Origin of the sequence: Maribacter flavus (genome assembly GCF_008386635.1) — a bacterium.
GTDB classification, from domain to species: domain Bacteria; phylum Bacteroidota; class Bacteroidia; order Flavobacteriales; family Flavobacteriaceae; genus Maribacter; species Maribacter flavus.
In genome coordinates this window covers 300,203-324,400 of sequence record NZ_VUOE01000001.1, presented here as the reverse complement: position 1 = coordinate 324,400, position 24,198 = coordinate 300,203, and the positions used below count along the sequence as shown (strand labels likewise).

Below are 24,198 nucleotides of genomic sequence, written 5' to 3'. Positions count from 1 at the left end.
TATAATTTAATAATTACTCCCCCACTCGAACAGGCTCCAAGTTTTCCGCCTCTTCCGGGGAGTAGAGTCGGGATTTGATAATGAAACGAATGCCCATAGGTATTTCCAAGGAAAAACTGGCCCCTCTACCGGGGGTGACATCGACCGTTAGTTGGGTGTGCTTCCAATACTCAAATTGATCCTTGGAAATATAAAATTCACATCCCTCTACGGTACCCAACCAAATATCGTTATCGTCGATCATTAGTTCGCCCTTTGGAAAGCACATGGGGGATGAGCCGTCGCAACAACCCCCACTTTGGTGGAACATAAGTTCACCGTGTTTTTCCTTGAGTTCCCTAATCACCTCGGCCGCTTTTTCACTGACCAATACCCTTTTGGTTTTCATTTTTTTTTCTATTAAAAGAATCCCATGGGTTTCTTATCGTAAGAGATAAGCATGTTCTTCGTTTGTCTGTAATGTGATAGCATCATCTTATGGTTTTCCCTACCGATACCGGATTTTTTATATCCACCAAAGGGCGCATGAGCAGGATACAGGTGATAGCAGTTAACCCAGACCCTACCGGCCTTGATAGCCCTAGAAACCGTATAGGCTTGGTGTGTATCCCTCGTCCATACACCGGCACCCAGTCCGTACAAGGTATCGTTGGCGATTTCAATGGCTTCTGCCTCATCCTTAAAGGTGGTTACACACACTACGGGTCCAAAAATCTCTTCTTGGAATACGCGCATTTTATTATTTCCTTTTAGCACGGTGGGCTGAATGTAGAATCCGCCTTCCAAGCCTTCATTGTAAGCCTGTTCACCACCTGTCAAGACCTCACAGCCCTCTTCCTTGCCTATTTGGATGTAGTTGAGGATTTTTTCAAACTGGTCACTTGAGGCTTGTGCTCCCATCATGGTATTTGGGTCCAAGGGATGTCCCATTTTAATGGCTTTCGTTCTTTCGATTACACGCTCCATAAAAGCTTCAAAAATACTTTCCTGAACGAGCATCCTAGAAGGACAAGTACATACCTCACCTTGGTTTAAAGCGAACATATTCGCCCCCTCGATACACTTGTCAAAGAATTCGTCGTCTGCGTCCATGATATTCTCAAAGAAGATATTTGGGGACTTTCCGCCCAATTCCAGGGTTACAGGCGTGATGTTTTTGGAGGCATATTGCATAATCAATTGCCCGGTTGTAGTCTCTCCGGTGAATGCGACCTTATTGATTCTTGAGCTTGATGCCAAGGGTTTGCCTGCTTCGGCTCCAAAGCCGTTAACGACGTTAAGAACACCAGCGGGAAGAATATCCTGGATCAACTCAACAAGGATAAGAATCCCTACAGGGGTCTGTTCAGCGGGCTTTAGGACTACACAGTTTCCTGCTGCCAATGCTGGGGCCAGTTTCCAAACCGCCATCAAAATAGGGAAGTTCCAAGGAATGATCTGTCCAACTACTCCCAAAGGCTCGGTAACGTTTAAGGCAACGGTATTACTGTCCAATTCACTTACGGATCCTTCTTCGGCCCTGATAACCCCGGCAAAATATCTAAAATGGTCTATGGCCAATGGTAAATCAGCTGCCCTTGTTTCGCGAATGGCCTTGCCGTTATCCCACGTCTCCGCTCTCGCCAAAACCTCCAAGTTTTTTTCCATTACATCGGCTATTTTCAAAAGCATATTGCTTCGTTCTGTTGCCGATGAATTGTTCCAAGAAGATGCCGCTTCCCATGCCGCATCAATGGCTTTTTCAATATCCTCCGCAGTAGATCTCGGGATTTTTGTAAAGGATTTCCCGTCTACAGGCGAGGTGTTTTCAAAATACTCACCTTTTACAGGTGCTGTCCATTTTCCACCAATAAAATTTTCGTATTGGTTCTTGAATGTCGGTTTTTGTAGCACGTCTTGCGCCACGGTTGCAGTGTTGCTCATCTTTTAAAATGTTTAAAAATTAAAAATTGGTTATGTGTTTGTACAGTTCTTTAAAATGATTCTTTTAAAATTACTTATTGGAAAATGGAATGGTCTGACGAATTCTATGAATAAGGTGAACAATCCTATCATAATTTGCCATAATGATTATTTTGGACATAAATATTTGTATATTCATTATTATTTGATTGATAAATATTAAGGAATGTTAAAGCTGTCCGATGCTTTTTTAGAAGGGAGACGATTGGAGACCATGGTGGAGAACCAAACATCTTATATTTTGAAAAATGCCGCCATGCATGTTTTTGAAACCCATGAACAAGCGGATAAGGTAATACTGAAATTTGACCAACCCGTTCTGGCCAGTATGATAGAAGGAAAAAAAGTGATGCATCTTAGGGATTACGAATCCTTCGATTTTTTGCCGGGTGAATCCCTGGTGTTGCCCGCCAATGAAACCATGTGTATCGACTTTCCCGAGGCAAAATCCAAAAACCCGACCCGTTGTCTGGCCATGGCTATTTCAGAAGAAAAAATTAGGAATGTCCTTCAGTTCATGAATGAAAGCATGACAAAGGATGACGAAAAGGAATGGAGCTTAATGGATTACAACTTCCATTTTGTAAACGACCAGGGGATTTTTCAAATTTTGCAGCGATTGCTTTTTCTTTTTTCCGAAAACCATCCCTCAAAAGACTTCTTTGTAGATAATATGTTACGGGAACTCATCATACGCATGTTGCAGACCAACGAACGAAAAATCTATACGAGTTCACAAATTGCCATCAATAGCGATAACCGACTTTCCTATGTCATTAGGTACATACGTGAAAATCTCCATGAACCTTTGAATGTGGAGGATTTGAGCAAAAAGGCTTACATGAGTCCCTCGCATTTTCATAGGGTCTTTAAAAATGAACTGGGTATTTCGCCCATTGAGTTTATAAATAACGAACGGATAAAACTGGCGACCGGTCTGCTTCAAGACCCAGGATTGAATATAAAGGATGTGTATATGCAATGTGGTTTTGAAAGTAGGTCCTACTTTAACCGCGTTTTTAAGCACAGGCAACAACTCTCCCCGGGGGAATACCAATCCAAAATCAAAACGATACGGTATTAACTGCGATTATAGGCTGTACGTAGTACCTTCCTTACCATCCTTTAGTTGGATGCCAAGTTCCGACAATTGATCCCGAATTTTGTCCGAAGTGGCAAAATCCTTGTTTTCCCTTGCTTCTTTTCTTAACTGTATCAACAACTCTACGACCCCGCTCAATTTTTCCAAGTCCGCATTGGAGCTTTGCTTGTCCTCAAGGCCCAACACGTCAAAGACAAAACTCTTCATCGTATCAAAAAGAATTTCCTTGTCCTCTTTGGTAATCGTTTCGGAACCTTCCTTGATAAGATTGATATGCTTCACGGCATCAAAAAGTTTCGCAATGAGAATTGGTGTGTTAAAATCGTCGTTCATGGCATCGTAGCAGGAATGTTTCCAAGTTGGTACATCAAAATCCGACTTGCTTCCAATCGGCAGGCTATTTATGGATTTGATGGAATCCATAAGTTTGTTGAACCCTTTTTCCGAGGCCAGTAAAGCATCGTTGCTGATATCCAAAATACTTGTATAATGTGCCTGCATCATAAAGAAACGCACCATGGCCGGTGAAAATGGTTTGCTAAGAATATCGTTTTCACCCGAAAAAATTTCTCCGGGAAGGATGCTATTTCCGGTGGATTTTGCCATTTTCTTACCGTTCAAGGTCAACATATTGGCGTGCATCCAATATTTTACGGGAGACTTCCCATTACTTGCTTCGGCTTGCGCTATTTCACATTCGTGGTGCGGGAATTTCAAATCCATTCCCCCTCCATGGATATCAAAGGTCTCCCCAAGATATTTGGTGCTCATAGCGGTACACTCCAAATGCCAACCTGGAAATCCGTCACCCCAAGGAGAAGGCCATCGCATGATATGTTCCGGCTCCGCTTTTTTCCAAAGGGCAAAATCCTGGGGGCTTTTTTTATCGTCTTGGGCGGTAAGCTCTCTGGTATTGGCAATCATGTCCTCCAATTTTCTACCACTAAGTTTACCGTATTCGTTGGTCTCGTTGAACTTTACGACATCAAAATAAACGGAGCCGTTCACCTCATAGGCATAACCTTTCTGCAGGATGTCCTTTATGATTTCAATCTGTTCAATGATATGTCCGGTCGCCGTAGGCTCGATACTTGGCGGAAGAAAATTGAATTTTTCCAGTATGTTGTGAAAGTCCACGGTATATCGCTGCACCACTTCCATAGGTTCCAACTGTTCCAATCGTGCCTTTTTTGCAATTTTGTCCTCACCATCTTCCGCATCGTCCACCAAATGCCCGGCATCCGTAATGTTTCGCACATACCTCACTTTATAACCCAAATGACGGAAATATCTGAAAATCATATCGAAGGACATGAAAGTCCTACAATTTCCAAGATGCACGTTGCTATACACGGTAGGGCCACAGACGTACATACCAATGTGGCCTTCGTTTATGGGAATAAAAGTTTCTTTTTTGCCAGTAAGTGAATTATGGACCTTTATTGTTTGCTCTTGATACAATGGCATTTTATGAGGATGGAATTAAAATTGCGTGTCCATGTTTATATATTCGAGGAATTCATTCCTGACGGCCTCTTGCTTGAACTTGCCGCCATATTCCGCAGTTACGGTACTACTTTCAATGTCACGGATTCCCCGGGAATTCACACAGAGATGTTTGGCGTCTATGACGCACGCGACATCCTCCGTGCCCAAAACTTTCTGAAGTTCCCGTACAATTTGAATATTCAATCTTTCCTGAACTTGAGGTCTTTTGGCATAGTAATCCACAATACGGTTCATCTTGGAAAGTCCCACCACAGAGCCATTTGAGATATAAGCGACATGGGCCCGGCCCACAATAGGCAATAAATGGTGTTCACAGGTAGAGTAGAGGGTGATGTTCTTTTCCACCAACATCTCGCCATACTTGTACTTGTTGTCAAATGTGGAAGAATTGGGTTTTCTATCGGGGTGCAGGCCACCAAAAATTTCCTTCACGAACATTTTTGCAACCCTATTGGGCGTGCCCTTAAGGCTATCATCCTCCAGATCCATTCCCAAAGTGAGCAGGATTTCCCGAACACTTCCCTTGATTCTTTCTATCTTTTCTTCATCACTAAGAAGGAAGGCGTCCTTGCGTAAAGGAGTCTCTTCCGACGAGGAAATGTGGTCATCTCCCAATTGTTCAAAATGTTCCTCCAATGTACCCTCTGTTTTCATGTAAACTGAACTTTAACAAGGGGCAAAGATATGCATTATATAATACTTAATGACATTTCAAGGTCCCATACCTATTATAAATCGATATTAAGTTTGGCCACTTTGCATTATGGTGATTACTACTTAAAATCCCTTGGAAAACATATTTCATTTCCTCACTCTGTGGTCTTGGTAGGCTTGTCATTAATAGGATTTTCAAAGGAGTTCAAATCGACCGCATGTGCCGTTTATCGATTAAGTGTCCAAATAATCCGGTGAAAAATACTAAACCTAGTATAACCTAGTTATTATATACGTTAAAGTATATTACTAGCCCCATTGAAATATGCGAACACTCGTCGCTACTATTTGCTGTTTGCTCCTACTGGTTGGCAAGGCAAAAGCCCAAAACTCTCCAGATTGTAGAACGGCCATCCCTGTCTGTGCCGATGCCCCTATAATGGGTTCGGCTGACGGTGGTGGCGATATCGATGATTTTGACCCGGAAGTTATTAGGCAAACTGGATGTTTGGAAAAAGGCAGCGTAAGCTCTGCGAACATAGAAAACAATACCTCTTGGTTTGTATTTAGGGCGGGTACCGGAGGGCAGGTAGGTTTTGATATTGAGGCTTTACCGTCCGGAGGAAATTCAACCCCAACAGCCGAATGGGATTTTGCCGTTTATGGTCCGTACGACCAATTGAGTGGACAGAATTTTTGTTCTATTATTGGTGATGGCACCTCGGAGCCCATACGTTGCAATTACGAAGTGAACAACACGAATTTTACAGGTATAGGCGTAAATCCCGAAAACGGTCAGGAAGGAGCTCCCTTTTTGGTGGGTAGCCAAAATACCTATGATGAATGGTTGGATGTCCAACCTGGTGAAATCTACTATATCTTAATCAATAATTTCAATACGAATTTCGATGGCGACCCGGAGCCTTTTATGTTAACGTTTACGGGTAGTTCCGTAAACGAGAATCAAAATACGGCCTTGGATTGTACGTTGCGCGACGAGTTTTTGGGTTTGGATATAATAGCTTGTGAAGGGGACCCTGATATCGTTTTGAGTGCCTTGAATTCGCCCGCAGGTTCTGATATTGCAAATGTTGAATGGACGGTGGATTATGAAGACGATGGAGTTGTGGATGGCACTTTGGCCGGATCTGGTCCTTTTGGAGCGGAATTAGTAGTTACCAGTCCAAATTCAGGACGATATTTTGCCACTATCACCACAGCATCGGGTACTCCGCCAACGGTCGCCGACCTAGGTGGTATTCTAATTACCTTCTATGGAGTTCCAATTTTGGATCGCGTGGAGGTTTTGGAGACCAATTTGTCCGTTGACCCAGACGCCAACAATGTTGAGATATTTGTGGATGGTGATGGTGATTATGAGTATGCCATAAACGGAGGGGCTTTTCAAGATGACCCCGTGTTTCTAGATATTCCACCCGGTATCAATACGGTGGTAATCAATGATAAGAACGGCTGCGGTATAACGGAACCGGTTGAGTTTTTGGTAGTTGGATATCCCAAGTTTTTTACGCCCAATGGGGATACTGTCAATGACGAATGGAACGTACAAGGAATTGAAACCCTTACGAATCCAATTGTATATATTTTTGATAGATACGGAAAACTGTTAAAACAATTGGGTGCAGTTGAAGGTTGGGACGGTACTTACAATGGTAGACCCATGCCATCGACAGATTATTGGTTTCGGTTTGAGTACGAAGAGGACGATGCCGGAGTTCTGGTGGCCAAAACACGACAATCCCATTTTACCCTAAAACGATAAAAAAAAAGGACCGAATCATTCGGTCCTTTTTTAATTTTGTTTCATCGGATTAAAAATTCAGGGTGTAGCTCAAAGTACCAAAGGTGTTAGTCCTTGTAATCATGGCGGGCGTGTTCAGTCCTGTGTCAAAAAGCCTTTCGTTCATATCCTGCGAAGTTTGGCTTAGTGCAAGATCCAATCGACTTCCTCCAAAATTAAAACCAACACCCGCCGAGAAACCGTTTAGGTCGTTTATAGTATTTCCATTCACATAGGGACTTTGCTCGTATCTATATCCTCCACGTAGACTTACCATGCCCAATCGGTATTCACCTCCAAGTCGTATGGTGGAAACACCGCCCAACTCATTTGAAATTTGGTTGTTTACGGTTTGAAAGCTATTGTCATTTGCAGGTCTTAATTCCGCTTGTGAAAAATCCTGATAACCATAGTCCAAACTTAACAATCCGTTTTTGCCAAAGACCAAGGCTACGCTACCGTTTAATCTGGCAGGGGTTTTAACGGTATATCTTTCGAACAGGTTAACGATGTTGAAATCGATAAAATTTATATCATCATCGGCCAAATCGGAATTAATTCTTTGGCTAAAATCATCCGTAAGCCTATACCATGTAGGTGATTGATAACTACCACCCAAACGAACAAAATCGTTTAATTTGGCAATCGCCCCTAAACTGAATGAAAATCCGTTTCCTTCCGTGCTCAACAAATTGTCAAACGTTGTATTTTGGATTGGTGAATCTGCGTTGTATCCATTTTCGGTGAACTGCGTCAACTGGTCGTAGATAACATTGTGAAAATTCAAGGAGGCCCCTAAATATAGGTTGTCCCTAAATTGACTGGCCGCATTTACGGTAAACTTACTATTGTATCCCGTAGTCGTTTTTAAAAACTCTTGGTTAACGGAGGAGTATCCTGTATTGCTTATGTAATTCGTGGTGGCGTCATCCGGACTTTCAGGATCTAAAATTCCGCCATAATAACCTAAGAATGCCTGTTGGTCACGAAAACCTTGAACCGCGCCAATATCAAGATAGGCATCTTCAATAAATTCATCTTCCTGAATAAGGATGGAGCCAAAGGGTACTCCTTGGGCAAAATTCAAGAAGTAATTATCGATGCCTTGATTGCTATTTCCTGTAATGAAGACTTCGTTCTCAAAACTTTGGGTCATGTCATAGTTGAAAGCCAAGGAAAATTTTTTCCAGTCGGAATTTTGATCTGTGTTGTTAAAGACAAAGGCACCCCCTATTTGGTTCAAATCGATTTCATTCCGATTTGTATTGGATAACGTTCCAAAATAATTTGCATCGTTTTCCCTTCTAAAATGAGTACCTGAAAGGGTCATTAAGCTATTGTTAAAAACCGCGGAACCAGCAGGGTTTATGTTTATGGCGGACATATCTCCTCCTAGTGCGCCAAAAGCGCCACCCATGGCCTGAAATCTTGCCGTGCCCGGGAGTTCCTCGAGACCGTAACGCAGGACATCGTTAATATTTTGTGCGCTGGCCGTAAGGCAAAGGTATAGTGTTATGAAAGTGAATATTCTTTTCATCTTGCAATCTTTTTAAAGTTGAACTGATTAGCGGTTGCTACGGCCACCTGAAGATCTACCACCTCCGGAAGATCTACCTCCGCCACCGGATGAACGGGACGACCCGCCACCTCCTGAGCTTCTGTAGCTACCGCCAGAACTACTCCTTCCAGAACTATAATTACCTCCGGAACTACTTCTGCCGGAACTATAGCTTCTACCGGAACTATAGCCCCTACTGGAACCCATGCTCCTGGAAGTGCCATAAGAAGAACTACTTCTTCCAGAACTGGATCCTCTATAGGTAGAGGTTCTAGGGGTTACGGCCCTACTGGTCCTACCGGACATGTCACTCCTGCTATAGGTTGATGATGACCTTGCCGTTCCACTGTAATAGCCATTACTTCTTGAATTGCTATAATATCTTGGTGTGGCCCGTGTGCTCCTACTGGTTCTATAGGCCCTGTTCTGGTCAGCGCTTACCGTACGTCTGCTCAATGAGCTGCTTCTTGTGTTGGCAGAACTCCTTGAGGAAACCGCCCTATCCGAAGTTCTGTATCTAGGGGAAGTACCCCTTGTATTTACGTTTGATCTGCCACGCAATGCGGTTGAACCATTGTTTACGGTATCGTAATAGCCGCGTCTTGTCCTGTTGTTTGAGAACGCATAATTTCTTCTTAAGTTGTTGCCATAATAGCCTCCCCAGCCCCAATTACCGGCCCAGCCCCAATTGTTCCATCCGTTCCAGCCCCAATTGTTCCAGCCCCAACCAAAGCCGCCTCCCCAGCCCCAGTTGTTCCAGCCCCAAGGGTTGTTCCATCCCCAGCCCCAACGGTTCCAGCGATTCCAGCCCCAATTGTTCCAGCCCCAACCGAAGCCGCCACCCCAGCCCCAGTTGTTCCAAAGCCAAGGATCGTTCCAGCCCCAACCGAAGCCACCACCCCAGCCCCAATTGTTCCAGCCATTATCATAAACATTTATAACAACGTTTTGGCCGTTATCGCCCCAACCTCCAAAACCTTGGTAGTCGTTTGGGCTATCATAATAATCGGTCAATTGATTTTGAGGAATACTATCGCTAAGGTCGTTACTGGAATACGAATCTACGTCCGTAAATATCTCGCTATCCAAGATTTGACCATATTGATCGGCCTTTTGTCCAAAATACTCCGTAAAGGTATCGGACTCCTCTGACCTGGTCGTAGGATTGTATTGCCTATCCGGTCTACGTTCCACGGTTCTAGGGGCATCATCGGCGTAGATTCCGTCGTTGTCGTAATAAGAAGCTTGTTGGTATGAACCACAGGAAACCACTAGCATTGCCAGTGAAGCAACCATCAGTCCATATAAATATTTGGTGTGGGATGTGGAATATATCATCGTTCTAAAATTATATTGTTGAACATAGTAAAAATAACTAGTTTTACCGCATTATTTTCTTTAATAAGCACAAGATTTGTGCCAAACTCCGAACAATGGGTAAAAATTTGACTTCTAGAAGCGAGGATTATTCCAAATGGTATAATGAGTTGGTCGTTAAGGCCGATTTGGCCGAAAACTCCGGCGTAAGGGGCTGTATGGTCATCAAGCCCTACGGCTATGCTATTTGGGAAAAAATGCAGGCAGGCCTTGACAAAATGTTCAAGGATACGGGACATGAAAATGCCTATTTTCCGCTATTCATCCCCAAATCATATTTGAGCAAGGAGGCCAGTCATGTTGAGGGCTTTGCAAAGGAATGTGCCGTGGTAACCCATTACAGACTAAAAAATGATGAGGATGGAACCGGAATCATTGTAGACCCCGATGCAAAACTGGAAGAGGAATTGATCGTGAGGCCAACTTCGGAAACCATCATCTGGGATACCTTTAGAAAGTGGATCCAATCCTATAGAGATTTGCCTTTGTTGATAAATCAGTGGGCGAATGTTGTTCGTTGGGAAATGCGCACCCGACTTTTTCTGAGAACCGCCGAGTTTTTATGGCAGGAGGGGCATACGGCCCATGCCACGGAACAAGAAGCGATCGAGGAGGCGGAACAGATGATGCATGTTTATGCCGAATTTGCGGAGGAACATATGGCCGTTCCGGTTATCAAGGGATTAAAAACCCCAAGCGAGCGATTCGCGGGAGCCATTGAAACGTATTGTATAGAGGCTTTGATGCAGGACGGTAAGGCATTACAGGCTGGTACGTCCCATTTTTTAGGTCAGAATTTTGCCAAGGCCTTCGATGTTAAATTTGCGAGCAAAGAAGGAAACAAAGAGTATGTTTGGGCCACTTCTTGGGGGGTTTCTACACGCTTGATGGGTGCGTTGATCATGACCCACTCAGATGACAATGGTTTGGTGCTTCCTCCAAAATTGGCACCAATTCAAGTAGTAATAGTACCTATTTATAAAGGTTTGGAACAGTTGGACGAAATTTCTGAAAATGTAATGCCTCTGGTAAAGGAATTAAAATCTAAGGGAATATCCGTAAAGTATGACGATAGGGATACTCAGAAACCTGGATTCAAATTCAACGAATACGAATTGAAGGGGGTTCCCATCCGTTTGGCAATAGGGCAGCGCGATCTGGCCAATGGTACTTATGAGGTGGCACGAAGGGACACTTTGGAAAAATCCACGGTACCGGCGAGCGAAGTCGTTGAGAAAATCGAATTTTTGTTGGAGGATATTCAAAAGACAATATATAAGAAGGCCTTCGATTACAGAAAAGAGCATATTACAAAGGTTGAAACCTATGATGAGTTCAAGAATATTCTGGAAACCAAGGGAGGCTTCATATCCGCCCACTGGGATGGAACCGCAGAAACTGAGGATCGCATAAAGAAAGAAACCAAAGCAACCATTCGTTGTATACCTTTGGATGCTAAGGATGAGGAAGGTAGTTGTATTTTGACAGGTAAACCATCCTATAAGAGAGTGTTGTTCGCAAAGGCTTATTAAAAGATTTTAAAAAATCATAATTGGGAGTTGCGATAGTGAAAAATAATTGTATTTTTGCATCCGCAATTACGCAAAGTAATGGCCCGTTCGTCTAGGGGTTAGGACGCCAGGTTTTCATCCTGGTAACAGGGGTTCGATTCCCCTACGGGCTACGAAGATTTGGAACGTAATGTTCCGTATTGGCTTAATGGCCCGTTCGTCTAGGGGTTAGGACGCCAGGTTTTCATCCTGGTAACAGGGGTTCGATTCCCCTACGGGCTACTAGAAATAAATGGATACAGGAATCCACCAAAATATAATTAGGAAATAAGATGGCAAACCATAAGTCGGCATTAAAAAGAATCAGAAGAAACGAAGCGGTACGTTTACGTAATAGGTATCAGCATAAAACCACACGTAATGCAATCAAGAAATTGCGTACCGAGGAAAACAAGAAGGATGCCGAGGCATTATTGCCAAGTGTGGTAAGTATGATAGATCGTTTGGCAAAACGCAATATCATCCATAGCAATAAAGCCGCCAACTTAAAAAGCAAATTGGCAAAGCATGTAGCTGCCCTTTAAGAATAGTTAAAAACATATTTTTTAGACCCTCCATTATGGAGGGTTTTTTTATGATTTTTATCCAAAGGCTCTTTTTCTGGAAACAAAAAAACCAATGCAGAAACTCAAGTGCATGAGTATAATTAGAATGTGTAGAATTGACCGAAAACCATAGTCCAGCCAAAGCTGATATCTCAGATATCCGACTACGAAAAGTATTGGAGCGAAAATGTGAAAAATGATTAAACCCAGACTCACCCAGAAAACAAGGTTGTAGGGTTGAACAACGGGAAGATGCGATTTCCGTTTATCGTAGAAATATAGAAAAATGATGAATAATAGCGTCCAAGAAGCAACGGCATTTGCATAGAAAAGGGTGGTATGCGTAGGATTTTGGAAAAAACAGGATATCAAATAGGTTAGCATTGCCAAAATACTTACGGTACGTATCCAACTTTTGTACTTCTTGTCTTTAATCAAATTCCAGTACACGTAGAAAAAGAAAGGAAAAAAAATCAAATCATAGATATTGTAAATAATATCGTTGAATCCTGTGTCCTGGACATTTGGAAAAAATGAAAAATCCGGATAGTATCTAATGAAATAACCCAAAATTTCATTCAACAGTGTATAGGCCAGTATTGCCGGTAGGTACTTTAAATACGTATCGAAATATTTCGGGTAGGCGATTATGGACAGGATTAAGGAAAAAATATAGGCAAAAATGAAATAGTCCCTCTGTAGGAAATCAACTAGTTCTTGTAGCATCTGTTAGAAGTCGGTTTTGGGTGGAGGTCCTCCATTCCCTCTATTTAAAGTCAGACTTGTTCCTCCTTGCAAAACCGGGGCGGCGTTTGTTTTAGGGATGAATGAGGCTTCGGATTTTTCCCTTCCCTCCTTTGAATTATCACCTTGTTGGGAAGCAATCCAATCGCGCACTAACTTGGCCTTCCCTTCTGCATCAATAAAAATGCCCCCGTAGGCCCCGTCAACTTGGGCTGTGGGTAACAGAAATACCGTGTTTTTATTAGGATATCTTCGGCTTGTGTTTCCATAATTTCCCAGATATATCCGAATGCTATCGGCCTCTGTACCTCCATTTTTTGCCTCCTGTTTCACATATTTGAGGTAGTTTTCAAGAACTTCTATTTCAAAAGAAATAAACTGGGTAGGTTCAAAAGGATTTTCGTCCTTTTGGTTTTCCGATTCCATTTTTTCTATGAAAGCGGCCCTTCTATTTTTGTAGTTTTCGTAAAGTGAGTCCGCTTCCTCTAGGGATATAATTTGTTTGGGGGCGGTAAGTACTTCTTCCTTGACTTCTGTAGGCGGTTTTTCCTGATTTTGTTTGCAAGAAACCAAGGGAATCAAAAAAATAAAAATCAGGAGAGGTTTGCATAAATTCTTCATAGGTTCAGGATATTGGTTAAATTCTCAGGGGAAACTTCTTTAAAGATAGGGTTTTATTTCAATTTAGGGTATAAAAAAGCTCCAGTGGTGACCCATTGGAGCTTTAATTTATTTGGTCCAGGATTACTGATTCATAGTCATTAAGAACTCCTCGTTGGTCTTTGTTTGTTTGAATCGTTGCTCTATGAACTCCATTGCTTCAACCGGGTTCATATCTGCAAGGTATTTGCGCATGATCCACATACGTTGTAAGGTGTTTTCATCCAATAACAAATCGTCTCGCCTTGTACTTGAAGAAGTAAGGTCTATGGCGGGGAATATTCTTCTATTGGCAATTTTACGATCTAATTGAAGTTCCATATTTCCGGTACCTTTAAATTCCTCAAAGATAACCTCGTCCATTTTAGAACCGGTTTCGGTAAGCGCCGTAGCGATGATGGAAAGGGACCCTCCATTTTCAATATTTCTGGCCGCTCCAAAGAATCTTTTTGGTTTATGAAGCGCATTGGCGTCCACACCACCACTGAGCACCTTACCTGAAGCGGGTTGAACCGTATTGTAGGCCCTTGCCAATCGGGTAATGGAGTCCAGGAGTATCACTACGTCATGACCGCATTCTACCAATCTTTTCGCTTTTTCAAGAACGATGTTCGCTACACGAACATGTTCAGAGGCTTCCTTGTCAAAGGTAGAGGCTACAACTTCGCCACGAACGTTTCGTTGCATATCGGTAACTTCTTCAGGTCGCTCGTCAATTAACAGTATAATTTGATATACCTCTGGATGATTTGCCGCAATACCGTTGGCAATGTCCTTCAATAACATCGTTTTACCGGTCTTGGGCTGTGAAACGATCATGCCCCTCTGTCCTTTTCCAATGGGTGAGAACAAATCGATGATTCTTGTTGAGATGGTACTTTGCTTTTCTGCCAAATTGAATTTTTCCCTTGGGAAGAGTGGGGTCAAGTGTTCAAACGATACCCGGTCACGAACCACTTGCGGATCGATTCCATTAATCTTATTGACCTTGATCAGTGGGAAGTATTTTTCGCCCTCTTTTGGGGGTCGGACATTACCCAATACCGTATCTCCTGGTTTTAGGCCAAAAAGACGGATTTGGGATTGTGACACATAAATGTCGTCTGGTGAGGACAGGTAATTATAATCAGAAGATCTAAGAAATCCGTAACCGTCCTGCATAATGTCCAGTACGCCTTCGCTGGTGATGATGCTGTCGAACTCATATTCGGGTTCTTTGTACCTATTTTTAAGGTCTTTGTCAAAATTACTCTTGTCATGGGTGTTACGCGAGTGATTTTGTTTTCGATTGTTCTGATTTTTATTCTGTTGCGAGCTTTTTTGATTGTCCCTTTTGGTATCGTTATCGTTACTTTTTTGACGGGGTTTGGTGTTCCTTTGCTCGTTGGAATTTGTTTTTGGGGTATCGTTGCTTTGGGCCTCGTTGGTTTCCGATGGCTTTGCGGAAGCATCCTTCTCTTCTTGTTTTTCGACCTTGCTTCTGGAAATCCTAGGTTTTTTGGTCTTTGGTTTTTCCGGTTCCGAGGGTGCCACGGTAGCCGCCACTTTTGGGTTTGCCGCCTGTAAGTCTAGAATCTGATAGACGAGGTCCAGTTTTTTTAAGGTCTTAAATTTGGGAACGTTTAGTTCTTTGGCAATTTCCTGAAGCTCAGGAAGCTTTTTTGATTTTAAATCTGAAATCTCAAACATTAAATATGTAAATAAGTTAAATGTATTTTCTAGGGATACGAAGAAATCTGGCTCTAAATTAATAGGATAAAGAGGGATAAGGTTTCCCTTTGGCAAGTGTTAAAATCATTAACGTTACAATATTACAAATTATTTTCAATATTTGGTGGATAATTCTTAAAAAGACCTTTATTTTTGTGCCTCTAAGGACCACAAAGAGTATGATTCAAAGAATTCAGACCATTTATTTAATTGTTGTTGCACTATTGTCCGGTGTGCTGCCGTTCTTTTTAAATCTGTGGTCTGATGCCAAAGGGCAGGAAATTTATGCGAGCAATGAGATTTTGGTATCCATATTGTTTTATATAATTGGGGCCTTGGCCTTATGGACCATTTTTTTATTTAAAAAAAGAAAGAACCAGTTTGTGTTGAACCGGTTGAACATGATATTAAACCTTTTTTTACTAGGACTTTTCGTTTATCGGTCCCTAAATCTATCCGGAGAGACTACAGTTTCTGAGAAGGGTATTGGGATGCTGATTCCTGTATTTTCTATCGTTTTTTTAGCCCTTGCCAATAGGGCGATTAAAAAGGATGAAGATCTTGTAAAATCTGTGGATCGTCTACGTTAAACCTAACATCTTAGTAGTATTAGTGCGAAAACCCGGGGTAGTTCCCGGGTTTTTATTTACAATTCCAAAGGGTTTAAATATTCCGGGTTGATTTACTTGCAATTAAAATTATTTTTCTGCCGATACTTTCCTTGGAATTGACCATAAAGCTCCCAATCCGTTTGTGCGGGCTTTCTAAACCTAGCTTACCTTTTTCCAAGCTCTATAACTTCCAAATCTTTGATTTCCTTCCCGTCTATGGTAAACCGTAACATGGTCCTCACTTGGTGAAACCCATGTTTGCCGCAGGCACCGGGATTCATATGTAACAGACCTATATTTTTATCCCACATAACTTTTAAAATATGGGAATGACCGCAGATGAAGAGTTTTGGGGGATTTTTTTTGATTTCCCCGCGTGTGTTGGGGTTGTACTTGGGAGGGTATCCTCCAATGTGTGTAATCCAAACATCCACTTCCTCGCACATAAACCTATTGTTGAGCGGGTATTCCTGTTGGATACTGTGATCGTCAATATTGCCGTAAACGGCCCTTAACGGTTTTAAAGCGGAAAGTGCATCACATACCTCTAGCGAACCAATGTCCCCCGCATGCCAGATTTCGTCCGCCATGGCAGCATATTTCAAAATGGTCTCGTCCAAATGGGAATGGGTATCGGAAAGCAAAAGGATTTTGGTCATAATATTGGTATCGGCATAAAGGCCTTGTCTTCTAATTTTTGGTTTTAATATCTTTGTGAGCTACAAAACTAGCGTATCCCTTTGAGATATTTTATTCAGTTCTCCTATTTTGGAAAGAAGTACCACGGGTGGCAAAACCAGCCCAACGCTATTACCGTTCAGGAAGTATTGGAAGGCGTGGTATCAAAACTCTTGAGGAGTCCCGTTGAAATAGTGGGTGCCGGAAGAACGGATACAGGGGTGCATGCCAGGGAGATGTTCGGTCATTTCGATTTTGAACCCATCGCCGATATAGAAAATCTTGTGTATAGAATAAATGCATTTCTCCCCGGGGATATTGCCGTCCAAGGTATTTTTCCAGTTCAGGACGACACCCATGCCCGATTTCATGCAATCTCCCGTTCGTACGAATATTGGGTCTGTCAGAAAAAGGACCCATTTTATAAGGATACGGCTTTTTTCGTGAAAAAACCGTTGAATCTTGATTTAATGAATACGGCCGCTGAACTGCTCCTGGGAAAGCAGGATTTTGAATGTTTTTCCAAATCAAAAACAGACGTGAAGACCTATTTTTGTGATGTTAGAACAGCATATTGGGAACAAGAAGGTGATAAACTTGTATTCAAGATTACCGCAGATCGCTTTCTTAGGAATATGGTCAGGGCTATCGTAGGGACACTTTTGGATGTGGGTCACGGGAAGTACCCACCAAAGCATGTTAAGGCTATCCTAAAAAGTAAGGATCGGTCGGAGGCCGGTGTTTCGGTACCTGCAAAAGGACTATATTTGACATCGATTACCTATCCAAAGAATATTTTCAAGCATGAGCGATAATACCGGCAACGCCTTTGATACAAGACTGTTCAAGCGCTTGATGAAGTACACGGGGCCGTACAGGCTTACTTTTTTTGGCGTGGCCTTGGCCGCAATTCTTTTATCGACCTTTGCCGTGCTCACGCCATTACTTCTAAAGAAAATCATTGACGATGCCATTAAAGGTAGCGATGCCGATAAACTGCTATACCTAACATTGGCCATGCTGGCGGTACTTCTGGGGCAGGTAATTTCACAATTGCTGTTCAATTATTACGCTAATTGGTTGGGGGAATCCGTAATCAGGGACGTACGCATAAACCTGTTCCAGAAAATGCTGGGATTCAAAATGAAGTATTTTGACAATTCCTCTTTGGGCGTTTTGGTGACAAGGGCGGTAGCGGACATGCAGCGCATTGGGGAGATTTTCAGTCAGGGTTTTTTTGTAATCGTGGCGGATTTATTGAAAATGGTAGTAGCTGCTGGCGTAATGATCTACATCAATTGGAAACTGGCCTTGTTGGTCTTTTCAGTGCTGCCCATAATTTTATATGCCACCCGACTCTTCCAGAAGGCCATGAAAGTCGCTTTTACAGAGGTAAGAGCGGAGGTTTCCAACCTAAATTCCTTTGTGCAGGAACGTATTACGGGAATGAAAATCGTACAATTGTTCACCAGGGAAAGGATAGAGAGTGAAAAATTCAGGGAAATCAATGAAAAGCATCAAAATGCCTGGCTACGGACGGTTTGGTACAATTCCATTTTCTTTCCCATTGCCGAAATCGTTTCTTCCATTACGGTAGGTTTGGTAGTTTGGTACGGTGGCTTGCAGAACGTTGCCAACATTACAAACGATGTGGCAGGTACGGTCTTTGCTTATATAATGTTGATCGATTTACTCTTTAGGCCCCTAAGACAGATTGCGGACAAGTTCAATACCCTACAAATGGGTATGGTCGCCGCGAACAGGGTCTTTAAGATTTTGGATACCGATAGTTCCATTGAGGATAATGGCCAAATAGAAAAGACTCAGGTAAAGGGTACGATCCAATTTAAGGATGTCCGCTTCGGGTATTTGGAGGATGAGGAAGTATTGCACGGCATCTCCTTTGATGTAAAGGCCGGTGAAACCATAGCGATCGTGGGAGCAACGGGAGCTGGTAAATCCACCATAATAAATTTATTGAACCGGTTTTACGAGATCAATTCCGGTAAGATTCTGGTAGACGGAGTCGATATCAAGGATTATACATTATCCTCGCTGAGATCCCATATTGCGATCGTACTACAGGATGTCTTTTTGTTTGCCGATACCATTGCCAACAATATTTCCCTAAAAAATCCCGACATATCCGTTGTGGACATCGAGGAGGCCGCCAAGGCGATTGGCGTGGACGAGTTCATTGCAAGCCTTCCGGGCGGTTATGAATACAACGTAAAGGAACGAGGAAGCATGCTGTCCAGCGGTCAAAGACAGTTAATCGCCTTTTTGCGAGCCTATGTTAGCAGGCCCAGTATTTTGGTGTTGGACGAGGCTACTTCCTCCATTGATACCTATTCTGAACGTCTGATACAACAGGCTACAGAGCGTATTACCAAAGGAAGGACTTCCATCGTTATCGCCCATAGATTGGCAACCATAAAAAAGGCCGATAAAATCATTGTCATGGATGCAGGAAACATCGTGGAAATGGGATCCCACAAAGAACTCTTGAAAAAAGGCGGATATTATAGAAATCTTTACGAAGCCCAGTTCTTGGCAGAGGAAGTGGCGTGATGGTCGGTTCTAAGCAGTGGGTTTAAAATCCTCTGGCTGAATAGTTCCCGTCAGAAAAAGAATTATCGGAATGATAATGGATAGACTGAAATAAAAGATGGTAAATAACATCCAAAATATCAGGACCTTTGACCAAAGCTCAATTCCTTTTTCACGTGCGATCCTTTTTATAACATAGGCAGAATACAAATACATGAAGAAAATTGCTATGAAACTAAATTTCATGTAGAAACTTGGTATTAAGGCTAAAATTATGAGGGATGGTATAAAAATACCCAATGAATATTGCGCCAGGGTATAGGTGAATATGACAATCCTTTCGGAAAAGTTGTATTTTTTTGCCTGGAAATTCAGCCACCCCGCAATAGCCATCATCGGTATATATAAAACGAATAAAATGGCTTGGTAGTCGAGAATTGCGTCCCAGAATTTTCCCTGCCAAGCTTGGGACTGGCCCGTTCCTAAAACATCCATATCGAACTGCCCACTGTTCTTTCGCATAAAGAATACGAGAAGACCGGAAAGTGTAATGGCGATTCCCAAGTAACTGATTGGGTTTAAGTACTTTTTACGTATTCCTTCAATATAACCTACAATTACCGATTCTGGTTTTGAAAAAAGATGGGTAAATGTCCGTAAAAAAGTGTTGTCCACATTAAAATACCTTTCAATGGCATCATACCAAAGATTTTTTACGGTTAGCCTATTGCGTATCACTTGGGCTCCGCAATCCGGACAATAACTGTAGTCCGTTCTTAAAGTATTCCCACAATTTTTACATTGCATTATACAAGGTCTTTTTTCAAAAGCGTTATCAATTGTGCGCCAGACTCAAACAGTATAAATTCCCCGTTTTTTATATAGGAAATCTGTCCGGTTTCCTCGCTTACCACCAAACAGAGTGCATCCGTTTTTTCGGTTATGCCTATGGCGGCTCGGTGCCTAAGACCGTACCGGAGCGGAATACTACGTTCATTGGTGACGGGTAAAATGACTCGGGTCGCCACAATGTAATTATCCACGATTACCGCGGCACCGTCGTGTAAGGGGCTGTTCTTGTAGAAAATACTTTCTATGATGGGCTGGGTGACCTCAATGTTCATTCTGTCGCCCGTACTTTTTATAAAATCCAAGGAATTGCCCCTTTCTATGACCAAAATTGCTCCGGTCTTTGAAGCCGACATTTTTTCACAAGCCTTAACGATTGCCTCCACATCAATACTCGTAGTATCTCCCTCCTGTTTTAGGAATTTAAAATGCTTTACGAAGTTTCGTTTATTGGCAAAATTTGTGGAACCGATCATTAGAAGGAACTTTCGTATCTCCTGTTGAAAAACGATTATTAGGGCTATAAGCCCCACCTGCATGAAGGCACCCACGATGCTACTGATCATCTCCATGCCCAAAAGCTCCGTAAGTTTCCAGAAGGCCCAAACAATGACAATACCAATGAAGATGTTAATGGCCGCAGAACCACGGACCAATTTATAAACATAGTAGAGGAGTACGGCCACCAAAACGATATCCAGGATATCCGTAATCTTAAAATCGATAAAATTTAAAAAATCCAAAGAGTGCCGTTTCTGTAAAATTAACAAAAATAGATGAACAAGTATCTCCAAACTTAAGCGGTCAATTGCTTGTAAATCTTGATACATTCCATGGCCTCCGCAACATCGTGCACCCTTAAAATGGATGCCCCTTTTTCTAACGCTAACATATTGAGGGCGGTTGTTCCATTGAGGGCATGCTGGGCGTCCGTACCCAAGAGTTTGTATATCATGGATTTACGGCTAAGTCCGGCCAAAATGGGTCTATCGGTCATGGTCAACAAATCCAAGTTTCTCAATAATTCATAGTTCTGTTCCAAGGTTTTGGAAAAGCCAAAACCTGGATCGATGAGGACATCGATGATTCCCTTGGATCTTGCCACGGACAGTCGTTCGGAGAAATAGAACATGATTTCCTGTAGCAAATCCTCATAGAATATTTGTTCCTGCATGGTTTTGGGATTGCCCCGCATGTGCATCATAATGTAAGGAACGTGGTATTCCGCTATTACTTCCATCATGGCTTCGTCCAAAAGTCCGGCAGAAATATCGTTAATCAATGCGGCGCCCCGTTCAAGAGCCTCTTTGGCTACTTTTGATTTGAACGTGTCTATGGACACCAGGGCGTCGGGAAATTTGTTTAGGACAAGTTCAAGTACGGGCAATAAACGTTTCAGTTCCTCATCGGTGCTGATTTCGTCGGCTCCGGGCCTTGTACTGTAAGCGCCAAGGTCGATAAAAGTGGCGCCCCAAGAGAGCATTTTTTCCACTTGTTCCAAAATGTCACGTTCATTATTGTACTTACCGCCATCGTAAAAGGAATCTGGGGTAAGGTTGAGGATGCCCATCACTTTGGGATTTGTCAAATCAATAAGTTTTCCCTTACAGTTTATCGTCATACGGTCCTTTTGGTCATTGGGATGGTTTTAAGTTTGAACTCCCAATCTTGATGGTTACAAATTTTTGAGCGAAATTTACACAAATTACAACAACCACATGCAAAAAACGGAAGAGCAGTATAATGCCGTAATCAAGGTTTGTCAGGATCTTTACGAAAAGAAAATGCTTGATTACGGGTGCGCATGGCGTATTCTCCGTTTACCCTCCCTTACCGATCAAATATTTATCAAGGCGCAACGGATACGTAGCTTGCAGGAAAATGTCGTTCGTAAAGTGGACGAGGGCGAGGTTCCGGAGTTCATAGGAATAATAAATTATTCTGTGATGGCCTTGATACAGCTTGAGCTAGGCGTGGCGGAACAGCCAGACCTAGATCCCAAAACGGCCCTATCACTCTATAAAAAGCATGTGAACGCAACCAAGGAACTCATGCTCAATAAAAACCATGATTATGGTGAGGCCTGGCGGGACATGCGCGTAAGTTCCCTGACGGATTTAATACTGCAAAAATTGCTCAGGGTGAAATCCATTGAGAACAATAAGGGGAAAACCTTGGTGAGCGAGGGTATTGATGCCAACTATCAGGATATGATAAACTATGCTGTTTTTGCATTGATTCACCTAGGTTTGTCTGAAAATTAATTAAGGATTATGAAATGAGCCATAACAAGTCTTATTGCCCACCAAGATGGTTATTGGCGAATTGCATCTGACCTATGGAAAACAAAAAAAATAAACAGATGAAATATGTAATTGGAGTAGTTCGAATTTTTGTAGGGGTTCTTTTTATTATCAGCGGGTTCATAAAATTGAACGACCCTGTTGGATTTTCTTTTAAGTTGGAGGAATACTTCAGTCCCGGAGTGCTCAATATGCCTTTTTTTGAACCGCATGCATTGACCATTTCCTTGGTAGTGGTCATTTTTGAAGTGCTTTTGGGAGTATTCCTTATACTGGGTATACTGCGAAAATTTACCCTATGGAGTCTTTTGTTGATGATCGTGTTCTTTACGTTTTTGACGTTCTATTCCGCATATTTCAATAAGGTAACGGATTGCGGTTGTTTTGGGGACGCCATCAAGTTGACCCCATGGGAATCCTTTTCAAAGGATGTGGTTCTCCTTATTCTAATACTATTATTGTTTTATGGGAAGGAATATATCACGCCACTTTTTAGGGCCTTTATTAACAAGGTACTGGTGGCGATTTCCATAGTTGGCTGCATCGGTTATGCCTACTATGTCCTGAATCATTTGCCCGTAATCGATTTTAGGCCTTATGAAATCGGAAAAAATATAGAAGAGGGGATGGGTATCCCGGAAGATGCACCCAAGCCCGTTTATGAGTATTCTTGGAAATTTAAGGTGAACGGGGAAGAACAGGTCATAGTTACCAATGGGGATTATCCCACGGTAGATGGGGAATTCATAGGTGTTGAGACCGAAGAGATACAGAAGGGCTACGAGCCTCCGGTACACGATTTTACCATTGAACAGGAAGGCGAGGATTTTGCCGCGAGTCTATTACAGGAAACCAAATTGGTCATGGTCATCGCCTATGATTTACGAAAGGCGGATATGGAAGTTTTTTCTGAATTGAAAAAGGTTACGGACAAGGCCATGGAAAGGGGATACAAGGTTATTGGTATGTCTGCTTCCGGGCCGGAGCAGACCCAGGTTTTGGAACAGGAATACAATTTGGGATTTGAGTTCTATTTCACAGATCAAACGACCTTGAAAACTATTGTAAGGTCCAATCCCGGGGTTTTGGTCTTGGAAAAAGGAACCATAAAACAAAAGGTGCATTATAATGATTTGGAGTACCTTACATTTGAATAATCAATAGTCATACCATAAATTAAACAAGCATAAATAGTATAGCAATGAGAAGTAAGATAGTAGCAGGAAATTGGAAAATGAACAAGAACCTGGAAGAGACCGAAGCCTTATTGGTGGAATTGGCCGCCAAACTGCCGGATACCAAAGCGGAGGTTATGGTAGCGCCAACGTTCGTAAACTTGGCGGCGGCGGTTCGCAATCTAGAAGCTTCTCGGATAGAAGTGATTGCACAGAATATGCATTTTGCTGAAAGTGGGGCATACACCGGGGAAATTTCTGCGGATATGCTATTGAATATTGGTGTGGATACCTGTATTATCGGACATTCGGAACGTAGGGCCTATTTTGGCGAAACCGATGAAATCTTGGCCAAAAAGGTGAGAACAGCTATGGAGAAAGGCATTAGGGTCATGTTTTGCTTTGGGGAGGAATTGGAGGACCGCAAATCTGGAAACCATTTCAATGTGGTGGAAAGCCAACTTAAAAATGCGCTGTTTTCTTTGGATAAATCCGATTGGAGCAAGATTATACTGGCCTACGAACCTGTTTGGGCCATAGGAACGGGAGAAACGGCATCACCGGAACAGGCACAGGAAATTCATGCTTTTATCAGAAAGGTTATTTCAGATGCTTATGATAGTTCCGTGGCTTCCAACGTTTCCATTTTATATGGGGGCAGCGTGAAACCTGGGAATGCAGAAGAGATTTTTTCAAAACCCGATGTTGACGGTGGTTTGATTGGAGGTGCTTCCTTGGTATCTGACGATTTTGTGGCAATTATCAAAGCGATTTAAAGAACCATAAAATTGATTGTTTTATAAAAAGGGTATCTTGGATACCCTTTTTTAAATATTGGG

Annotated in this window: 23 protein-coding genes and 2 tRNA genes; 12 read left to right on the top strand and 13 right to left on the bottom strand. The window is 42.4% G+C overall.

The window, feature by feature from the left end:
- Positions 1–13: 13 nt before the first annotated feature.
- Together F0361_RS01515 and exaC are read right to left on the bottom strand one after the other, a co-directional pair.
- Positions 14–388: a DUF779 domain-containing protein gene (locus F0361_RS01515; protein ID WP_154916942.1), complete on the bottom strand. Its 375-nt coding sequence runs from the start codon at positions 386–388 to the stop codon at positions 14–16.
- An 11-nt stretch (positions 389–399) separates the two neighbouring features.
- On the bottom strand, positions 400–1,923 hold the full coding sequence (exaC, locus tag F0361_RS01510; protein ID WP_154916941.1) for an acetaldehyde dehydrogenase ExaC: 1,524 nt from the start codon (positions 1,921–1,923) through the stop codon (positions 400–402).
- A gap of 205 nt (positions 1,924–2,128) precedes the next feature.
- Here exaC and F0361_RS01505 point away from each other — a divergent pair, with 205 nt between their 5' ends.
- Complete coding sequence (locus tag F0361_RS01505) at positions 2,129–3,046, top strand: AraC family transcriptional regulator (protein WP_154916940.1); 918 nt, start codon at positions 2,129–2,131, stop codon at positions 3,044–3,046.
- A 6-nt stretch (positions 3,047–3,052) separates the two neighbouring features.
- Here the strand turns inward: F0361_RS01505 and cysS are convergent, their stop codons facing one another.
- Together cysS and folE are read right to left on the bottom strand one after the other, a co-directional pair.
- Positions 3,053–4,531, bottom strand: coding sequence for a cysteine--tRNA ligase (gene cysS / locus F0361_RS01500; RefSeq protein WP_154916939.1), 1,479 nt, complete (start codon positions 4,529–4,531; stop codon positions 3,053–3,055).
- A 15-nt stretch (positions 4,532–4,546) separates the two neighbouring features.
- The gene (folE, locus tag F0361_RS01495) at positions 4,547–5,227 is read right to left on the bottom strand and encodes a GTP cyclohydrolase I FolE (protein WP_154916938.1); all 681 of its coding nucleotides are present in this window, start codon (positions 5,225–5,227) and stop codon (positions 4,547–4,549) included.
- A gap of 325 nt (positions 5,228–5,552) precedes the next feature.
- Between folE and F0361_RS01490 the strand changes: the two genes are divergently transcribed.
- On the top strand, positions 5,553–7,010 hold the full coding sequence (locus tag F0361_RS01490; RefSeq protein ID WP_154916937.1) for a T9SS type B sorting domain-containing protein: 1,458 nt from the start codon (positions 5,553–5,555) through the stop codon (positions 7,008–7,010).
- Between the two features lie 49 nt (positions 7,011–7,059).
- Here F0361_RS01490 and F0361_RS01485 read toward each other — a convergent pair whose 3' ends face one another.
- Together F0361_RS01485 and F0361_RS01480 are read right to left on the bottom strand one after the other, a co-directional pair.
- Positions 7,060–8,565: an OmpP1/FadL family transporter gene (locus F0361_RS01485; protein WP_154916936.1), complete on the bottom strand. Its 1,506-nt coding sequence runs from the start codon at positions 8,563–8,565 to the stop codon at positions 7,060–7,062.
- A 27-nt stretch (positions 8,566–8,592) separates the two neighbouring features.
- Positions 8,593–9,924: a hypothetical protein gene (locus F0361_RS01480; protein ID WP_154916935.1), complete on the bottom strand. Its 1,332-nt coding sequence runs from the start codon at positions 9,922–9,924 to the stop codon at positions 8,593–8,595.
- Positions 9,925–10,019: 95 nt separating this feature from the next.
- On the opposite strand from F0361_RS01480, the gene proS reads away from it, so the two are divergent.
- The 4 genes from proS to rpsT all read left to right on the top strand — a co-directional run bounded on the left by proS (position 10,020) and on the right by rpsT (position 12,058).
- Entirely contained in the window at positions 10,020–11,495 is a 1,476-nt protein-coding gene (gene proS, locus F0361_RS01475; protein WP_154916934.1) for a proline--tRNA ligase, read from the top strand.
- Positions 11,496–11,575: 80 nt separating this feature from the next.
- Positions 11,576–11,647, top strand: a tRNA-Glu gene (locus tag F0361_RS01470).
- A 37-nt stretch (positions 11,648–11,684) separates the two neighbouring features.
- A tRNA-Glu gene (locus F0361_RS01465) sits at positions 11,685–11,756 on the top strand.
- Between the two features lie 50 nt (positions 11,757–11,806).
- Positions 11,807–12,058 (top strand): 30S ribosomal protein S20, encoded by a 252-nt coding sequence (gene rpsT / locus F0361_RS01460; protein ID WP_100869334.1) that lies wholly within the window; start codon positions 11,807–11,809, stop codon positions 12,056–12,058.
- Between the two features lie 57 nt (positions 12,059–12,115).
- On the opposite strand, the gene F0361_RS01455 is transcribed toward rpsT, so the two are convergent.
- The 3 genes from F0361_RS01455 to rho all read right to left on the bottom strand — a co-directional run bounded on the left by F0361_RS01455 (position 12,116) and on the right by rho (position 15,172).
- Complete coding sequence (locus F0361_RS01455) at positions 12,116–12,805, bottom strand: hypothetical protein (RefSeq protein ID WP_138257463.1); 690 nt, start codon at positions 12,803–12,805, stop codon at positions 12,116–12,118.
- A gap of 3 nt (positions 12,806–12,808) precedes the next feature.
- On the bottom strand, positions 12,809–13,444 hold the full coding sequence (locus F0361_RS01450; RefSeq protein ID WP_154916933.1) for a hypothetical protein: 636 nt from the start codon (positions 13,442–13,444) through the stop codon (positions 12,809–12,811).
- A gap of 123 nt (positions 13,445–13,567) precedes the next feature.
- The gene (gene rho, locus F0361_RS01445; protein ID WP_154916932.1) at positions 13,568–15,172 is read right to left on the bottom strand and encodes a transcription termination factor Rho; all 1,605 of its coding nucleotides are present in this window, start codon (positions 15,170–15,172) and stop codon (positions 13,568–13,570) included.
- A 200-nt stretch (positions 15,173–15,372) separates the two neighbouring features.
- Here rho and F0361_RS01440 point away from each other — a divergent pair, with 200 nt between their 5' ends.
- Positions 15,373–15,783: a DUF4293 domain-containing protein gene (locus F0361_RS01440; RefSeq protein WP_154916931.1), complete on the top strand. Its 411-nt coding sequence runs from the start codon at positions 15,373–15,375 to the stop codon at positions 15,781–15,783.
- Between the two features lie 185 nt (positions 15,784–15,968).
- On the opposite strand, the gene F0361_RS01435 is transcribed toward F0361_RS01440, so the two are convergent.
- Positions 15,969–16,463 carry a metallophosphoesterase family protein gene (locus tag F0361_RS01435; protein WP_154916930.1) on the bottom strand — a complete coding sequence of 165 codons (495 nt, stop codon included), beginning with the start codon at positions 16,461–16,463 and terminating at the stop codon, positions 15,969–15,971.
- A gap of 81 nt (positions 16,464–16,544) precedes the next feature.
- Here F0361_RS01435 and truA point away from each other — a divergent pair, with 81 nt between their 5' ends.
- Both truA and F0361_RS01425 read left to right on the top strand, forming a co-directional pair.
- The gene (truA, locus tag F0361_RS01430; protein ID WP_154916929.1) at positions 16,545–17,297 is read left to right on the top strand and encodes a tRNA pseudouridine(38-40) synthase TruA; all 753 of its coding nucleotides are present in this window, start codon (positions 16,545–16,547) and stop codon (positions 17,295–17,297) included.
- Entirely contained in the window at positions 17,287–19,053 is a 1,767-nt protein-coding gene (locus F0361_RS01425; RefSeq protein WP_154916928.1) for an ABC transporter ATP-binding protein, read from the top strand. The genes truA and F0361_RS01425 overlap by 11 nt, the downstream gene beginning before the upstream one ends.
- A 9-nt stretch (positions 19,054–19,062) precedes the next feature.
- Here the strand turns inward: F0361_RS01425 and F0361_RS01420 are convergent, their stop codons facing one another.
- From F0361_RS01420 to folP, 3 genes are read right to left on the bottom strand one after another with little or no spacing between them, the layout of a single operon-like run.
- Positions 19,063–19,839: a DUF3667 domain-containing protein gene (locus F0361_RS01420; RefSeq protein ID WP_154916927.1), complete on the bottom strand. Its 777-nt coding sequence runs from the start codon at positions 19,837–19,839 to the stop codon at positions 19,063–19,065.
- Positions 19,839–20,624: a diadenylate cyclase CdaA gene (cdaA, locus tag F0361_RS01415; protein ID WP_138257471.1), complete on the bottom strand. Its 786-nt coding sequence runs from the start codon at positions 20,622–20,624 to the stop codon at positions 19,839–19,841. The genes F0361_RS01420 and cdaA overlap by 1 nt, the downstream gene beginning before the upstream one ends.
- A 53-nt stretch (positions 20,625–20,677) precedes the next feature.
- Positions 20,678–21,502: a dihydropteroate synthase gene (gene folP / locus F0361_RS01410; RefSeq protein WP_154916926.1), complete on the bottom strand. Its 825-nt coding sequence runs from the start codon at positions 21,500–21,502 to the stop codon at positions 20,678–20,680.
- Between the two features lie 97 nt (positions 21,503–21,599).
- Between folP and F0361_RS01405 the strand changes: the two genes are divergently transcribed.
- The 3 genes from F0361_RS01405 to tpiA all read left to right on the top strand — a co-directional run bounded on the left by F0361_RS01405 (position 21,600) and on the right by tpiA (position 24,135).
- Positions 21,600–22,145 carry a DUF1599 domain-containing protein gene (locus tag F0361_RS01405; protein ID WP_154916925.1) on the top strand — a complete coding sequence of 182 codons (546 nt, stop codon included), beginning with the start codon at positions 21,600–21,602 and terminating at the stop codon, positions 22,143–22,145.
- Between the two features lie 98 nt (positions 22,146–22,243).
- A complete protein-coding gene (locus F0361_RS01400) occupies positions 22,244–23,341 on the top strand; it encodes a BT_3928 family protein (RefSeq protein WP_154916924.1) in 1,098 nt (365 codons plus the stop codon).
- A gap of 44 nt (positions 23,342–23,385) precedes the next feature.
- The gene (gene tpiA / locus F0361_RS01395) at positions 23,386–24,135 is read left to right on the top strand and encodes a triose-phosphate isomerase (RefSeq protein ID WP_154916923.1); all 750 of its coding nucleotides are present in this window, start codon (positions 23,386–23,388) and stop codon (positions 24,133–24,135) included.
- Positions 24,136–24,198: the final 63 nt, after the last annotated feature.